The organism is Metabacillus sp. RB-C-LZQ-3-1 (genome assembly GCF_058315175.1).
Genome location: NZ_JBZFLI010000007.1, coordinates 71,402 through 87,681 on the forward strand (window position 1 = coordinate 71,402; position 16,280 = coordinate 87,681).

The following is a 16,280-nucleotide window of genomic DNA, read 5'->3' on the forward strand; positions in this document are numbered from 1 at the left end:
AAAATCAACAAATTGTACAAAAAAACCCTTGAAGGAAATGACCTCCAAGGGTTAATTTTGTTTAAACATACTTATCATATAACCAATGATAGTACCAATAGCAGCAGGAACTAACCAACCAATCCCAATATTAAATAGCGGGATAAAGTCTAAATTCAAGCCATTCACATTTACACCAGCCGCCTTTAATCCATCAATGATACTGAAAACAGCTGTAATACCTAAACTAATAACATAAACAATCGATTTTGTCGGTAACACATAGTTTAAAAACGATAAAAAAATTAAGACAATGGCTAAAGGATATATAGCAATTAATAATGGAACAGACACAGAAATGAGCTGTGTTAACCCAAAGTTTGCTACACACGCACTAAAAATTGACAAAATAAGAATCACTTTTTTATATGATAAACGTGGAAATGCTTTTGAAAGGTAATTTCCACAAGCAGATACTAAGCCAACACTTGTTGTTAAACAAGCAAACGTGATCGCGAGTCCCAGCACTGTTTTTCCAAGTGAACCGAATAAAACGCTCGCTGTTGACGAAAGAATTGCGCCGCCGTTGTCTAAGTATCCTGTCGTTGAAACACTTGTTGCACCGATAAACGCTAATGACACATACACAAAAACAAGCCCTGTGCTTGCAATAAGCCCTGCTTTTATACAAACCTTCGTAATCGCCAAGCGGTCTTTTATTCCTTGTTCTTTTATCGCAGAGATCACAACAATCCCAAATACCAGAGCACTTAACGTATCCATTGTTAAATAGCCCTCTAAAAATCCTTTGAAAAAGGCTCCTTCAACATAAGCTCCTTGTGGCTCTTGGAGGCTGCCCATTGGTGTGAGCAATGCTTTTCCTGTTAATAATACAAGGATAATAAGCAATGCAGGTGTCAGCATTTTTCCTATGCGATCCACAAGCTTACTAGGATTGAGCGAAAGCCAGAATGTAACCGTAAAGAAAATAATTGTATAAATAAGAAGAGGAATCTTCTGTCCGACGAACTCACTTGGTAGAAACGGAGTTACACCAATTTCAAATGCAACGGTCGCTGTTCTTGGAATTCCAAAAAATGGACCAATTGTTAAATACAAAATAATCGGAAAAATCAGACCAAATGTTGGATGAACTTTGTTTCCAATTGTTTGTATGTCACTTCCAGATAAAGCAATAGCCACAATGCCTAGAAAAGGAAGCCCCACACCTGTAATTAAAAAACCTAAAGTAGCTAACCAAATATGTTCACCAGCCTGCTGCCCCATTGCTGGTGGGAAAATCATATTTCCAGCACCTAAAAAGAGCGCAAACAGCATTAAACCGATAACAAGTGTTTGCTTACCGGATTGATTTTTTATCATAATTTCCTCCTGAAAAACTATAGTAATAAAATTCCCTAAAATTCGACACAAAGGATAGTTTAGCACAAATTATAAGAATTTTATAGAAAAAAATAAATTTTATAATAACTTCCAGTTAATAATACTTATATTAGAATAATCATAATTGTTTTAATACTCTATCTATTTTTGATAGACTAGATTTTATTGCGTCTCCTTGTTATAATTCAGCCTATTATATTGAAGGAGCTTGGTAACCATGCTAAAGAAAAATGAACTTATTTTTATTAGTTTTATGCTTTTTTCGATGTTTTTTGGTGCAGGAAACCTTATCTTTCCAGCATTTTTAGGAAGATCTGCAGGAGAAGATGTTTGGCTTTCTCTAGCAGGCTTTATTACGACAGCTGTTGGTCTGCCAATTCTTGGTGTTTTAGCTGTTGCCAAGGCTGGTAGTTTTCATACACTCGCAAACCGCGTTCATCCATTTTTTGCTTTTTTATTTCCATTATTAATCTATGTATCCATTGGACCCGGTTTAGCGATACCGAGAGCAGGATCGATTGCATATGAAATGGGGATGAAGCCGTTTCTGCCTGAAACAATGATGAATCAGCCAGTCATGTTAGGTGTTTATACGGTGGTCTTTTTCTCTCTAACATTATGGCTAAGCTTACAACCATCTAAACTTGTCGATCGTTTTGGAAAGCTATTAACACCGCTATTGTTAATCATGATCGCCTTAATCTTTGTAAAAAGCCTCATTACGCCAATGGGTGCCTTTACAGAAGCAACAGGTGCCTATCAAAATAATTCGTTTTTCCAAGGATTTATGGATGGTTATTTAACAATGGATGCATTAGCTGCCCTAGTGTTTGGAATTGTTGTGGCAAATACGATTCGAGCAAAAGGTGTCAAAGATACAAAGCTTGTCTCTAAATATATGGGCTTTGCTGGTCTTGGTGCCGGAATTTTGCTTGCCTCCATCTATACAATTTTAGGGTTCTTAGGTGCGTCAAGTGCTGCACTTGGTGAAGCTGAAAATGGTGCTCAAGGATTAACAATTGTCATGAATCAATTATTTGGCGGCATTGGAATTGTTTTACTTGGTCTGTTATTCACATTGGCTTGCTTATGTGTTTGTATCGGTCTTATTATTTCATGCAGCCAATATTTTACCAATCTATTTCCTAAGCTTTCGTATAAAAAGTGGGCTGTCATTCTTGCTTTGCTTAGCTTACTAGTTGCAAACTTAGGGTTAAACCAAATTTTATCAATTTCAGTTCCGATTTTAGGGGCTATATATCCTATTGCTGTTGTGTTGATTTTACTTGGACTTGCAGGGAACCGTGTGAGTCATTCAGTGTATTTGGTTGCAACGATTTTTACAGCTGTTTTTAGTATCACTGAAACAATGAATACTACGTTTTTAAATGGCATGTTAAATGATATATTAGGGACTATTCCTCTTTATGAACAAGGTGTAGGCTGGATTTTACCAGCGATTGTGGGAGTGATCATTGGTGCTTTTATCAAAAAAACATCAAATCAACCTGATCATCAAGAGGTTGCTGCGTAGGAAGAGTTGCGAGTTCGCACTCTTCTTTTTTTTTGCTTAAAACTTGTTCTCGCAATATGAAAGAAAATCGACCGAAACACAAGAGCAGGTGCTTCACACTAGCTTAACCATCCCCACCAAAGATTCGTTTTCAAAAACAAAAGGGACTCGTCCTCAAGTATCGGGGACAGTCCCTAAATAGAAACTTACTTTACTTTTTGTTCTTCAACATACTCGATTAATTGTTCTTCGGCATCCTTTGCTACCTTGACAACGGCCTTTGAAATGGCAGAAGCTTTTTCTTCTTTGACAAGCCATTTCGCTAATGCTTTCATGGTACTAATAAAATCTCTTACAACCGTTTTACTTAACGGATCATATAGGGAAGGAAGATCTTTTAAGCAGACTTGCTTCCAAAAGTCTTCATTGCATGCATCCCAGCTATCAACAGAATGTCCTTCTAAAATTTCTCTTAGATCAAATAAGCAATTGCGATATTTTCTCAAAGTTAGATCTGATTTTCCATCTGTTTTTTCCTTAAAGAATGTAACAAGATCTTCTGAATAAAAGTTATTTACCGTTGCTGGTGTAAAGCCTAGTAATTCATAGACTGGTATATCCTCTTCTTTTACAACAGATTTCCCTGAAGCAGATGGTGTGATTTCGTTAATTGCTGTTTCACGCTCGGCTCCACCTGTAACAAATGGAGAAAGAGGGAAACCGAGTTCTTTTCGAACACTGTTGAAATCCGCTGTGATCTCGACTTGTCCATATTCACGTTGTGCTTGCGTATATAAATTATATTCTCTTTGTTGTAAATACGCTTCAACCTTTTCTGTTTGCCCTTCACTAATCAGCTCACGTACAGATTTATCACCTAGATGTGGAAGAGGTAAATCCAAATCTAAGCGAACATCATGGTTTGCGTAAATTAACATATATTGTGGAGCATCCTCTGGCAGGGAAGCAACCGTGTTTTTCATCACGATATTTGTTGGAACTTCTAGTGATTTCTGGTGCTGCTCCTGCAATGTGATGACATCCGGCTTAAATATGTTTTGGAATTCCGCTATTGTATCCTCTTCTAAGGTAACATATGTTAAAGTATCATTCTCAATCGTAAGAGTACCAATTACATTTCCAATATGAATGGGTTCTGACAGATAGCTGTCAGTATATTGATACCAAGTATTCACCCAATTGCTTACTTTTAGCTGATTCTCCCATTTATCGATTAAAAATTGAGGTTCAGATTGAAGCAATTCGTAAAGTGCCTGTTGATTGACAATCTGATATTTTTGGATAAATTGTGTGATTTCACTTGTTTCCTCGTTTTCACGAACTCTACCTGTATTGAATGCTGCTAACACTTCAGGATAATAGTCTGTCATAATCTCTTCAGGAGCAAGGTTTTTCTCCTTTTGAAGATCTTTTACATAATCCATCGCGATGTCGATATTCTCTGGACCAGCAAACAATCGCACCCCATTAAAATAGTATAATGTGTCAAATGGTTCGATAAGACCGAAAGTACCGTTCCATGGTGCGACAAGATCTTGAATATTTTCTTTCATATTTGCTAGTGGGAAATGCTCATTTGTAAACATATCCTTAAAAATAATGCTGTTTTCTCGATGGTCAACAGCTTGAACAAGCTTTGGAGTCAGAGACTGCCATGTTTGAGCCATTTCATGTTCATCCTGCGGGAGGCGTTTTCCTTGTTCTAAGATGAACCATTCAATTCCGCGCAATCCATTTTCATAGCGATGGAAAAAAATAAGCCAGAATTCAAAAAATGGCTGATCATTTTTGCTGGATAATGAGTGTTTGGTTCTTCGTTTAAACTCACTATGTAATTTGTATTGCTGACTGACGGACATCTTTTTAAATATAAAGTCTTTTACCTTTAAAGTAAGCCCGTGCTTTTGCTGGTAAAATCGTTCTTCTTTTACTTCGTGAAGCTGAATGACACTGGATTTGTTCATACAGCACTTTTTATATTTTTTCCCGCTTCCACATATACACGGGTCATTTCGTCTTGGTTCCACTTTCATCACCTATCATTCTTTTCTAAACGTTTAAGGAATATAAATTTTGTACTTAGTATTTGTGTCTAGCTCCAGCGCCTAGCCCCTCGAGGTCATAAGCCAATTTGTAATTGAAGGCAAAGAATGCCTTTTATTCCAAATCGTCTTATGCTTGTCGGGGCTAATCAAGGCGCTTGCGCTTTTCTAATCCTTTATATATATTAAACTAAGTTTTTATATTGAGCAAAGTATACAAAATTAGATTTTAGTCAAAAGCTGAGGTATGTTCAAGTCATAAGATGAAAACTTTATAATAATTGAAACTTTATACGTAAATTGTTCGTACTAATAAGTAGGAAGTGAAAGTTACCTATAGGAGACGATGTTGATGAAGCAAGTTGTCCATTTTTTTATTCAGTCAACAGCTGCAACCATGTCAACCGGAACGATTTGGTTGATTAGCTTTTTCCCATTAGATCAGACGTTTTTATTGTCAAGCGCATATGCCCTTGGCGGGGGAACTGCCGTATTTTTTTCAACAAAAGCTTTAACACATCGGCATTTTTTAAAGCAAAATCAGCTGTCGAGAAAAGAGTATGCGTATATTAAACGTCATTTAAAGGAAGCAGATCAAAAAATAAAACGTCTACGTAAGGCGCTTTTTAGCATACGTACAGTTTCAACGATTAAGCAAAATATTGAGATATACCGAGTAGTCAATCGGATTTACTCGATTACCAAGAAAGAGCCTAAGCGTTTTTATTTAGCTGAATCGTTTTATTATTCACATTTAGATTCACTTGTTGAGTTAAGTGAAAAATACGCGTTTTTAGCAGGACAGCCGTCGAAAACAAGGGAGCTGTCACAATCATTAACTGAAACACGCCGAACGATTTCACAGCTTTCGGATTCACTCGAACAGGATTTGCATGATGTATTATCGAAGGATATTTCTCAGTTGAATTTTGAATTGGATGTTGCAAAGCTTACGATTGATAAGTCGGTGAAAAAATAGTCTATTTTCACAAACTTTGTTGTTTATAAGAAGTATATGAGTGGTAGATTTCCGCTACAGGATGCTTGGCTTTCCGTGGGGCGTGCGGTGAGCCTCCTCGGCGCAAGCGCCTTCTATTCTAAATCGTCTTACGCTTGTCGGGGCTGACCAAGGCGCTTTCGCATTTCTACCAGGAGTCTCGCACCTTTCGCTCCAATCAACCTAAATAGTTTTTGTTCAAAGAAGCTATTAAAAACAACAATTTATTAAAAAAGAACTAAAAATAAAAGGAGGTCTATAAGTGAACAATCCAAAAAACGAACTAGATGAACTGCTTTCAAATCCGTTTGGGGAGGAGGAGCTTGTTGTAAATAAAGAAGCAGATCCAGGAAAGCCTGTTAAGCTGCTTGATGTATTGCCAGAGGAAAACCGTCAAAAGGCGATTCAGCTTGCAGAGCAAATTGATCCGAAAAACCAGCAAGCTGTTGCCCTGTACGGAACACAAGCACAATCAAAACTATTGAACTTTTCACACTCAATGCTAGATCATGTGCAAAAAAAGGATACAGGTGAAATTGGACAAATCATCGGGGATTTAATGAAGAAGCTCGAGCAGGTAAATCCTGATGCATTAAAGCCTGAAAAGCGTGGACTTCTTTCAAAGATGTTCGGGAAAATCTCGAACTCTGTTCAGGAAGTTTTAACGAAATATCAAAAAACCGGCGCTCAAATCGACCGTATTAGCGTAAAGCTCGATCATTCGAAAACAGGATTACTTCAAGATATCCAGGTTCTTGAGCAGCTTTACGAGCAAAACAAAGAATACTTTCATGCGTTAAATATTTATATTGCTGCTGGCGAGCTTAAGCTTGAAGAATTACAAACCAAAACGATTCCCGAGCTAAAGAAAAAGGCTGAACTTACACAGGATCAAATGGCATTTCAGGAGGTCAATGACCTTATGCAATTTGCCGATCGATTGGAAAAGCGGACACATGACCTTGTCTTAAGCAGACAAATCACGATGCAAAGTGCCCCGCAAATTCGCTTAATTCAAAGTGCCAACCAAGCATTAGTTGAAAAAATACAGTCCTCTATTACGACCGCGATTCCATTGTGGAAAAATCAAGTGGCAATCGCACTTACATTACTTCGTCAAAAAGATGCCGTAGAGGCACAAAAGCTCGTATCGAAAACGACAAATGATTTATTATTGAAAAATGCAGAGATGCTAAAGGTAAACACAGTAGAAACAGCGAAGGAAAATGAACGAGGGCTTGTAGATGTGGATACATTGAAAAAGGTTCAAGATCATTTAATTTCAACTCTAGAGGAAACATTGCGGATCCAAGCAGAAGGCCGTGCCAAACGACTTCAAGCTGAACAGGACTTAGCAATGATGGAAACAGACTTAAAGAAGAAGTTAGCTGGGATGTAAGGGAGTGGGACAAGGGGACAGGTCCCTTGTCCCACTCTGTTTATTGACTAACAACTGACATAGCCTTTTTCAGTATTTCTGACTTCATATCTTCTTTTTGTTGCTCATATTCCAATTTGAATTCTTGAGCTTCATCCTCTGAATAGCCATTTTGAACAAGCTCTGTGAGAAGCTCCTTATATAAAACTTGAAAACTCTCCTCTGTTTGCTGCTCTATTTTTTTCCCTTCAGACGAATAGCTCTGGTAGAGTGTTCTTATTGAATCATCATGACTTTCCTCGCTCAGGTAGACTTGGAAATCATGGATGGCGTTCTCAACCAATGAGTCAATCTGTTTGGTTGTTTTTGCTTGCAGTCCCTCAAATTTCTTTTTATATTTTCCTTTTATCTCATCTAGTGAATTACTTTGCTTCGTTACTGCAACATGTTCAACCTGTGTTTGACGAAAAACCGATTTATTCGGCTCAGATAATTCTTTTGAAATGTCTCTTTGAGGACTGTGAATCGTAACAGGCTTTTCCGCACCAGTGAAAGCATATTTACTAGCTAAAAATAAAATAAACAACAGAATAAAAGCAAAGATCGTGATTCTTCTTAAATCCATGGTAATTCCTCCTCTCATGATTAGTTTTGTCAATTTTTTGAGGTTGTAATCAATGATGAGGGGCTTTTGCATATGGTTTGCAAAAAAGTGGCCGGTATTTGCAAAATTGTCCTCTAGTTTGCAAAAATATTTGAAAGTTTGCTAGAGAACTTCAAATAGTCGCAATAAAGTGGACCGAACTTACAAAAAAGAGGGAAACGCGGATCTTGAAAAAAAAAGCAACAGCAAGGCTGTTACTTCTTACACATCCAAATCGTCTTTTTTCTTTTTGCCGTTTTTGAACACCATTTTTATAAGGATAAAAAACACCATAATTCCAACGTACACAAGGAATAGGGCAATATATCCCCATAACCCAATAATAGCATCAATAAATTCCATATTTCCTCTGCTTGTAATCGCTTGTTGAATTTCAATGGCGAAAACGAGTACGAACATAAATGTTAATGTATATAAAAAGGCAATCAAATGAAGGCCGAATGGAAACTTAGCTAGCCATTTTGAGATCATATAGACTGCTGCGAAGGTCGCCATCCCGATCACACCCATAATCCAAAAATGCATATCTTTATCAGTCATTTGTAAGCCTAAAATGTCATTGATGATCACGATTAAGATATCGTGCAAATTGTTTACGATCTCAACAAGAAATAAAATTCCTTCTTTCATTTCATCACTCATTTCTCCGTAGGAATTATGAACTTATATTATACCAGTTTTTGTATACTATCAGAACGCATAAAAATTTTATGGAAGATAGTATAAGCAAAACTTGGCTTTTCCCGGCGCTGGAGCTGGATGCCGCGAGTTTATCCATAGTACAAGAATTTTCTAATTTCCTAGACAATTAGAAAAACTTGGCTTCTCGCCAATTCTAAGCCTCTCGAGGTCATAAGTCACAAATGAATTGAAGAAAAAGAACGTCTTCTATTCATTTGTAACTTATTTGCCCTAGACTGTTCAAGGCGCTTGCGCTTTTGTTCCAATAGGTAAGAAGAATATCTGTCCAACTCGTTACATACGCTGTATTAGTCAGACAGCGAGGTGTGGCAATTGAGAAGACGTTCAAAAAATTCAATTCCATTTATAATTGCAATCATCATTGTGATCGTGTTGCTTATAGTATCAGTTCGGTTAATATCAGGTTTTGGCAAAAGTGAACCAGAGGATGTTGTCTCAAGCTTCTATCATGATGAGCAGGAGGGTGACTTTGGCAGCGCGTGGGAACTGTTTCACCCTGTCATGCAGGAGCATTTTTCAAAAAATGCCTATGTAACAGAGCGCTCCCATATCTATATGAGCCACTATGGAGTATCAACATTTCAGTATAAGATTTTAGACGAAGAAGAGGTTCAAAACTGGAAAATGGCCAAAGATCAAGAAGCATTCCAAACGGCCTACCGGTTCACAATCGAACTAAAATTTAAGAGCAAATTTGGCACGTTCACAGTCTTACAAGATGTATATGCGGTACAACATGATGATGAATGGAAAATTGTGTGGGATTTTAATTGAAAGGGGACAGTCTCTTGTGAGGGAGACTGTCCCGTAATGTTTATCCCACTCTTAACGGGCAGTAAGGCCCCCACTAAGCTTCTGAGTTTACAAAGAAGCTTAAAGTGGGGGAAAACTTGACCGTAAAAGTCCGATTGGTTTAACTAGCCATCAGTGGGGGAAGAAGAAAACACCCCACTGATGGAAGTTTCACTTTATTAATAACTATTAAAAAGAAAGTACATCCCAACTGCAAATAACAGAATAACAAGAACAATAAGCAAGATCGAAATAACTAAGATGATCCAACCAGCCACTTTTCTGCCAGTAACAATTAAGTATATACCTAACACGATTGGGCCAAATAGGAAGCCTAAAATTCCCCAAAGCCATGGATTTCGGTCATGCTTTGGAGCATCAATTGCTAAGTAAATGGCGATAATAATCGAAATAATAAATCCAAAAGAAAATTCCAAAAATGATCCCTCCCTACAGATGATTTCTTTAAAGAATATGGAATCCGCATCAAATTATTCCTACTAGATTTTATGAAAAAAGCCAACGTATTTTCTGATTGAAATTCCCTATTCTTATGAATTATACCAAATAGGATACTAAAAAAGTTAGCCCGTTTAAATCAGGGCTAACTTCCTGAAAATTAATTTGAACTTGCAGTATTTGATTTTAATTCAAGATGATCCTTTAGCTGGTTTGATAAAGTCAAACGTTCTTCCTCTGGAACGATGTAATAGTAGATTCCATTGATCTTGGAGTCAGACCCTTTTACTTGGAATTGCTCAAGATTTTGTGCTGCTGCTTTATAATTGGCTTGAATATCCCACATTTCATCAAATGTCAAGTTCGTTTTTACGTTATCACGGACAACGCCAAACATATCACCGAATTTAGTAATTGAAGAAATGTTGGCACCTTTATTAATAACGGCTTCGATGACCTGACGTTGACGATCTTGACGACCGAAATCACCACGAGGGTCTTCGTAACGCATTCTTGTATATGCTAAAGCTTTTTTACCATCAAGTGTGATCTCGCCCTCTGGAAAATCATATCCTTCGTAAGAGAAGTTCAACGTGTTTGTTACTGTAACCCCGCCTACAGCATCAACTGTATCTTTAAAGCTTTCCATATTGATTTTTACAAAATAGTCTACAGGTACATCTAAAAAATTTTCAACAGTATTCACAGCCATTTCAGTGCCGCCAAATGCATAAGCATGGTTGATTTTATCTTGTGTGCCTCTCCCTACAATTTCAGTTCTCGTATCACGAGGAATGCTGACCATTTGGGTAGAATTTGTATTAGGATTTACGGTCATTAAAATTAATGAGTCAGATCGACCACGGTCCCCTTCACGTTCATCCACACCCATTAAAAGGATTGAAATTGGATCCTTTTCCTTGAACTCAACTTTTTCTGTTCGTTTCGCTGATTTATCTCGATCAAGATCTTCTTGAATGCTGGCAACTGTATCTGCAGCTGATTTATATAAATAAAAAGCATAGCCGCCTGTACCTAAAATAAGGAGGCCGATGATACTTAATGTGATCCATAGCCACTTTTTCTTCTTCTTTTTGTTTGCTCTCATTTTCTATATCATCCTTTTAAAGTTTTTTCACAATAGCCTATTAAGATTATATTGCTATGAGACTATTATCACAATCATTTTTTGTAAAAAAATGTTTCCAAATGATATGACGAATGAAAGTATCAAAAGGTTTCAGCCTTTGTAGAAATTTGTCTAAATAATATGATAGGCAGATGAGATTTAAAAAATTATAATTTATTTGTTAAAATATAGAATTTTTTTAGGAGGAAAGTCGAACTTGAATAATCGTCTTGTTTCACTAGTATTAGTTTTTGCTTTACTATTTACCATTTTTGTTCCTTTTGTGCAGAAAGTAGATGCACAGGAAAGCAGCATCACATTTTTACCTGCTGAGAGCACAGATGAAGGAATTCAACTCCAGTGGAAAACAGTTACTGCATCACCCGATGAGGAAGTCTTTGTTGTCGAGAAAAATAATGAAGAGCTTTCTACAGAAACAATGAAACAACTTGATTCAGTTGAGAATCAACAAAATGAAATTGAGAGAACATACCAGCTTCTAGATACAGATGTTGTTGACGAAGAGTACACCTATACTGTGAAAAAAGCAGGTGAACCTTCTCTTCAAACAGAACCCATAAGCGTAACGTACAAACAGGATGTTCAAGAATTAACATTACATATAACAAACATAACAGAAAATTCTATGACTGTTTCATGGTCAGACGTTCAACAAGCTGATTCCTACCATTTAGTCGTAAATGGTAAAGTTGTGGATCAGTTTGAAAAAGCAACTCCATATGAATTAGAAGGACTTACAAGTGGAACAAGCTACTCAGTAAGTGTGCGAGCAATCCAAAACGAAAAAATTTTAACAGAAGCTACACAAACAGTGAAAACAAAAGCGGCTGAAGTTCAGGAAGAACAAGAAAGTACTTCTGATGAAACAAAAACTCAAGCAGCAGCACAAAACAGCTCAAAAGAAATCAAAATAGCAGCCTCTGAAGCTGTTTCTATTCCTGACTTAGCATTAAAGCGTTTGATTAAGCGTCAATTAGGTATTCAGAGTGATGAAATCACTGTGGCGGACATGGAAGGTCTCACAGAGCTTAATGCCTCCTATCAAAATATCAAAAATATTAACGGTCTAGAAAAAGCAGTAAATTTAACAAAGCTTGAACTAGCAGGAAACGAAATTAAAACAGCAGATCCATTAATAAATTTAACAAAATTAGAGTATATAGATATGTCCTACTTTTTAGGTAGTAAGGTTGATTTTTTGTCAAAGCTAACAAACCTAAAAACATTAATTTTGACAGATTCACCTGTTCAAAATATTGATTCGATTTCAGGTTTATCAAAGCTAGAAACATTGGACATAAGCTTTACTGGTGTCACAGATATAACTCCTTTAGCAGGATTGAAAAGCTTGAAGGATGTAAATATTAGTTACCTAGAACTGGCTTCGATTATGCCACTAAAGGACTTATCACTAACAACTTTAACGATGTATGGAGATCTTTATTTTCTATTAAAAGATGAAGTATCGTTTCTAGAGCAAGAAAATATAGAGATTTTACATGATGATTATTTCAAAATATATTTTTCATCTATTAAAGTAAATGAAAATAGAGCAATCATCGAGTGGGAATATGAAGGTCAAGAAGAGGTAGACAAGTATCAAATAAAGCTAGATGATAAGGTCGCAACGATCTCTTCTAATGAAACAACTTATACGATAAACGAGCTGGCAGCAAATACTGAATATAAAGTACAGCTTGTTGCCTATAACAGCAAGGGAGAATTGATTGGACAGGCTACTGAGTCCTTCCAAACTCTTTCCAATGCAACAGGAGAAAAAGTGATCTTCAAAGATGCACAATTAGAAAAAGCGATTAAAAATGAGTTTGGTCTAGAGCGTGATATTGTTGAAAGTGATATGAAGCATTTGAAGGAGTTAAGTCTTGAACGCAAGAGAATTACGGATTTAACAGGACTTGAAACAGCCACAAACCTTGAATATTTATACTTATCGGCAAACAAAATTTCAAATATCAATCCATTAGCATCACTTAAAAACTTGGAGTATCTATATCTGGATGGTAATCCAATTTCAGATTTCAGTCCTTTAAGTGGATTAACAAACTTAGTCAGCTTAGGGTTAGGAAACACTGGAGTTAAGGATTTAGCCTTTTTAAGCAACTTACAAAGATTGGAAGATCTATCATTAGAAAATAATGAGTTAGATAGCTTGAATTCACTTCCTGTATTAGGTCAGGTAGCATACCTTTCTGTTTATGATAACAAGCTAACAAGTTTAAAGGGGATAGAAAGATTAGGGAATTTAACATCTCTTTTTGCGGATGAAAATCCAATTACTTCTCTAGATGATCTTGGTCAGTTACCCAACGTAAGAGACATAAATCTTAGTTACACCTTGCTTGAAAACATAGATAGATTGATAGATTTCTCAAATTTAGATTATGTGTCTCTTTATGGTATTGATTTAGCAGGAAATTTTAGCGCCATGAAGGTGATCGAATTACTTGAACAAAGAGGCGTATATGTTGAGTATGAAAACTCTGAGGAAGAAGAATGGTTTGATGTATATGTAGAAGCAATGACAGAGAATTCAATGCAGCTTTATATTGATTATTATGGAGAAAAGGAAATCTCAACCTATGAAATATTTTTAAATGGAAAGCTTATCAATACTTTGCCTGCTGAGGAAACATTTTTACATGTAAAAGAGCTCACTTCTAATACAGAATATGAAATTGAAGTCCATGCTTATAATGCTCAAAAAGAGTTGCTTTTTAGCAGTACTGTATCAGCAACAACTTGGGATGAACCAACAGGGATTGTGATTCCATTTAAAGATCAAACTCTTGAGGAGCTTATTAAAACAGAGCTAGGTTTAGAACGTGATATACAAGAAAGTGATATGGAGCACCTTGATTTTCTATACTTATTTGAAGAGAATATTGAGGATTTATCGGGCTTGGAATATGCGACAAATTTATATGAATTCCATGTTTTTGGAAATGTGTCAGAGTTAGATTTAGCTCCATTAGCTCAATTGCAGGAATTATATTATTTGAGCATAGAGGCAACACCGATTAAAGATTATTCTGTTTTGAAGAGCATGAAAAATCTGCAATCACTTAGTATCATTCATCATCAGCTTGAGGATCTATCCTTTTTAGAAGGAATGAAAAACTTATCTGATATTACTCTGCAGAATAACGGCATTCAAGATATTTCGGCATTCTCGGCATTAACAAAGCTAAATTTCATTAGTCTTGTAAATAATCATATAACAGACCTTACTCCATTGCTTGCAACAAAAGATCAACTGTACGCTTTAGATCTAACAGGCAATCCGATTGAAGATATTTCAGCTTTAGCTCAGTTTGAAAACGTATTTGATTTAATATTAGATGAAACAAATGTTAAAGATGTAGCACCGTTATTAGAAATGTACAGTCTGCAATTTGTATCTCTATATGGTGTTCCATTGGATGATGAAGCTCTAAAAGTAATAGAAGAACTAAGAGAGTACGGTGTACAAGTAAATCTTGAGGTGGATAACACACCAGATCTTTATATTGATGAAGTCACCGACACATCCATTTCGATCTCATGGGATCCGATGTTGCCGAAAGACATAGATACAGATGATGGAGTATATAAGGTGAGCCTTTATGCGAACTATGGTGAGGAGTTAGTTCAAGAAGCAGAGTTAACAGGAGATGAAACAAGCTATCAATTTTCTGAGCTTAAACCAAACACAGATTATCAAGTAGAAATCATGGTTGAATCAGAAGAGTATTATGGTTATTTGTTTGCGGAAATCACTACTCTCCCAGTTGAAGGATCTGTGAAGGATGTTAGCTTATATGCTTATAAAACAGCAGACGAACCAGAAGTTGACATAGCGTTTGATTTATACGGAATTGATCCAGAAACAGAAGAACAATACTTCTATGGGTGGTCTGATGAAGACGGCAGACTATGGGATCATACAGGAGAAGAAGCAGTTGACCTATTTACACTTCCAGTTGGGAAGTATGAAATTGTGTTTGTGACAGCTGAGGGAGAGATCGTCGCCTTCCAGTTTGAAATCGCAGCTGATGACGATTATACAATAAATCCAATTTTCTTTGTGCTAGATGAGGAAGGGGGAGAACAACCACCAACAGTACCAAATGATCATAAACAGGATCAAGATGGTCAAGATGAAGATAAGGAACAAGACAAGGAACTTGATAAAAATCAAGACAATGCACCGGCACAGCCTATAAAAGTAAGCAAGCCGAGTCAATCAGAAAAAGAAAAGATTGAAAAGAAAAAGAAAGAATCTACTATTCAACAAAAGAAGGAGCTTCCGCAAACTGCCACTATGACACATAATTTACTATTAATTGGAGTTATGTTATTAGTGTTCGGTGGAGTCATACTATTGATTCAAAAAAGGAAGCGGGCATAATACAAAATAGGGAGCTTAACGGCTCTCTTTTTTGTATTTTTAACTAAATGATACTAAAAAAAATATAAATCTGACCGAAATAAATAGAGAAATAATTACTTGTGAATTTCATTTGGAAATCAGAGCATTAAAGGAGTAGAGATGATAGAACGAGAGTTAACAGCCCACTTAAAATATGTACATAAATTACTGTCAACCTTGATGAGCAGCTATGAAGACTATAAATCAAAGAAGAGACAGGAAAAAGAGCAAACAATTCCTCTAATATGGCATTTTATATATATTGTTGGCATCGTTGCTGTTATCCTCATAGCTACACTTACATTTAGTTTTTTCATTCAAGTAACAAAGTCGGTTCTTTTATCTATCACTATTGGCCAAATTTTTTTAGCTATTGGTTTTTATGCAATTGTAATAAAAATATTCATGAAGGATCGTGCAAAGGAAGGCAAGACAGAAACAAAAGCAAAATCAACCATGTCGATTTATGAACTTGATCAATTACGTTTTAAGATCTTACAGGATTTGGCTAAATCCCCGATTCCACCAACATATTTAACCCCAACGGCGATCAAAAATATGCTTAACCTCGTTGAAAGCGGGATGTGTATGACGTTAGAAGAATGTATGACTACGTTTAATAAAGAGATAAACAACCAAAAACACATAAAAGAGCTCGAAATGATGAAGCATCTACAAATGATTTCTTACTATTGATTATTAATAGAAATATGGAAATTGTTTGTAGGTTCTTATATTTTGTGTATAATT

12 protein-coding genes are annotated in these 16,280 nt (G+C 36.2%); 6 read left to right on the forward strand and 6 right to left on the reverse strand.

The features are described 5' to 3' along the window. Positions 1-51: 51 nt before the first annotated feature. Positions 52-1,362: a branched-chain amino acid transport system II carrier protein gene (gene brnQ, locus AC4GZ8_RS13070; protein ID WP_491082308.1), complete on the reverse strand. Its 1,311-nt coding sequence runs from the start codon at positions 1,360-1,362 to the stop codon at positions 52-54. A gap of 238 nt (positions 1,363-1,600) precedes the next feature. Between brnQ (AC4GZ8_RS13070) and brnQ (AC4GZ8_RS13075) the strand changes: the two genes are divergently transcribed. Continuing rightward, on the forward strand, positions 1,601-2,917 hold the full coding sequence (brnQ, locus tag AC4GZ8_RS13075; protein ID WP_491082309.1) for a branched-chain amino acid transport system II carrier protein: 1,317 nt from the start codon (positions 1,601-1,603) through the stop codon (positions 2,915-2,917). A 185-nt stretch (positions 2,918-3,102) separates the two neighbouring features. Here brnQ (AC4GZ8_RS13075) and AC4GZ8_RS13080 read toward each other — a convergent pair whose 3' ends face one another. Then, positions 3,103-4,950, reverse strand: coding sequence for an SEC-C domain-containing protein (locus tag AC4GZ8_RS13080; RefSeq protein WP_491082310.1), 1,848 nt, complete (start codon positions 4,948-4,950; stop codon positions 3,103-3,105). A 361-nt stretch (positions 4,951-5,311) separates the two neighbouring features. Between AC4GZ8_RS13080 and AC4GZ8_RS13085 the strand changes: the two genes are divergently transcribed. Next, positions 5,312-5,938, forward strand: a complete 627-nt coding sequence (locus AC4GZ8_RS13085) for a 5-bromo-4-chloroindolyl phosphate hydrolysis family protein (RefSeq protein ID WP_491082311.1) — start codon at positions 5,312-5,314, stop codon at positions 5,936-5,938. A gap of 280 nt (positions 5,939-6,218) precedes the next feature. Then, complete coding sequence (locus tag AC4GZ8_RS13090) at positions 6,219-7,355, forward strand: toxic anion resistance protein (protein ID WP_491082312.1); 1,137 nt, start codon at positions 6,219-6,221, stop codon at positions 7,353-7,355. 40 nt (positions 7,356-7,395) lie between these two features. Here AC4GZ8_RS13090 and AC4GZ8_RS13095 read toward each other — a convergent pair whose 3' ends face one another. Together AC4GZ8_RS13095 and AC4GZ8_RS13100 are read right to left on the reverse strand one after the other, a co-directional pair. After that, a complete protein-coding gene (locus AC4GZ8_RS13095; protein WP_491082313.1) occupies positions 7,396-7,959 on the reverse strand; it encodes a hypothetical protein in 564 nt (187 codons plus the stop codon). Between the two features lie 240 nt (positions 7,960-8,199). After that, a complete protein-coding gene (locus AC4GZ8_RS13100; protein ID WP_491082314.1) occupies positions 8,200-8,640 on the reverse strand; it encodes a hypothetical protein in 441 nt (146 codons plus the stop codon). 372 nt (positions 8,641-9,012) lie between these two features. On the opposite strand from AC4GZ8_RS13100, the gene AC4GZ8_RS13105 reads away from it, so the two are divergent. Continuing rightward, the gene (locus AC4GZ8_RS13105) at positions 9,013-9,474 is read left to right on the forward strand and encodes a nuclear transport factor 2 family protein (RefSeq protein ID WP_491082315.1); all 462 of its coding nucleotides are present in this window, start codon (positions 9,013-9,015) and stop codon (positions 9,472-9,474) included. Between the two features lie 197 nt (positions 9,475-9,671). Here the strand turns inward: AC4GZ8_RS13105 and AC4GZ8_RS13110 are convergent, their stop codons facing one another. Continuing rightward, positions 9,672-9,929 carry a hypothetical protein gene (locus tag AC4GZ8_RS13110; protein ID WP_491082316.1) on the reverse strand — a complete coding sequence of 86 codons (258 nt, stop codon included), beginning with the start codon at positions 9,927-9,929 and terminating at the stop codon, positions 9,672-9,674. 182 nt (positions 9,930-10,111) lie between these two features. Then, positions 10,112-11,059, reverse strand: a complete 948-nt coding sequence (gene tagU / locus AC4GZ8_RS13115; RefSeq protein WP_491082317.1) for a polyisoprenyl-teichoic acid--peptidoglycan teichoic acid transferase TagU — start codon at positions 11,057-11,059, stop codon at positions 10,112-10,114. Positions 11,060-11,297: 238 nt separating this feature from the next. Here tagU and AC4GZ8_RS13120 point away from each other — a divergent pair, with 238 nt between their 5' ends. Together AC4GZ8_RS13120 and AC4GZ8_RS13125 are read left to right on the forward strand one after the other, a co-directional pair. Further along, positions 11,298-15,509 (forward strand): leucine-rich repeat domain-containing protein, encoded by a 4,212-nt coding sequence (locus tag AC4GZ8_RS13120; protein ID WP_491082318.1) that lies wholly within the window; start codon positions 11,298-11,300, stop codon positions 15,507-15,509. A gap of 141 nt (positions 15,510-15,650) precedes the next feature. Further along, entirely contained in the window at positions 15,651-16,226 is a 576-nt protein-coding gene (locus AC4GZ8_RS13125; RefSeq protein WP_491082319.1) for a hypothetical protein, read from the forward strand. Positions 16,227-16,280: the final 54 nt, after the last annotated feature.

Bases quoted from the DNA above. Each gene is read 5' to 3' on its own strand.
- brnQ (WP_491082308.1), bottom strand. From the start codon at position 1,362: ATGATAAAAAATCAATCCGGTAAGCAAACACTTGTTATCGGTTTAATG.
- brnQ (WP_491082309.1), top strand. From the start codon at position 1,601: ATGCTAAAGAAAAATGAACTTATTTTTATTAGTTTTATGCTTTTTTCG.
- AC4GZ8_RS13080 (WP_491082310.1), bottom strand. From the start codon at position 4,950: ATGAAAGTGGAACCAAGACGAAATGACCCGTGTATATGTGGAAGCGGG.
- AC4GZ8_RS13085 (WP_491082311.1), top strand. From the start codon at position 5,312: ATGAAGCAAGTTGTCCATTTTTTTATTCAGTCAACAGCTGCAACCATG.
- AC4GZ8_RS13095 (WP_491082313.1), bottom strand. From the start codon at position 7,959: ATGGATTTAAGAAGAATCACGATCTTTGCTTTTATTCTGTTGTTTATT.
- AC4GZ8_RS13100 (WP_491082314.1), bottom strand. From the start codon at position 8,640: ATGAGTGATGAAATGAAAGAAGGAATTTTATTTCTTGTTGAGATCGTA.
- tagU (WP_491082317.1), bottom strand. From the start codon at position 11,059: ATGAGAGCAAACAAAAAGAAGAAGAAAAAGTGGCTATGGATCACATTA.
- AC4GZ8_RS13125 (WP_491082319.1), top strand. From the start codon at position 15,651: ATGATAGAACGAGAGTTAACAGCCCACTTAAAATATGTACATAAATTA.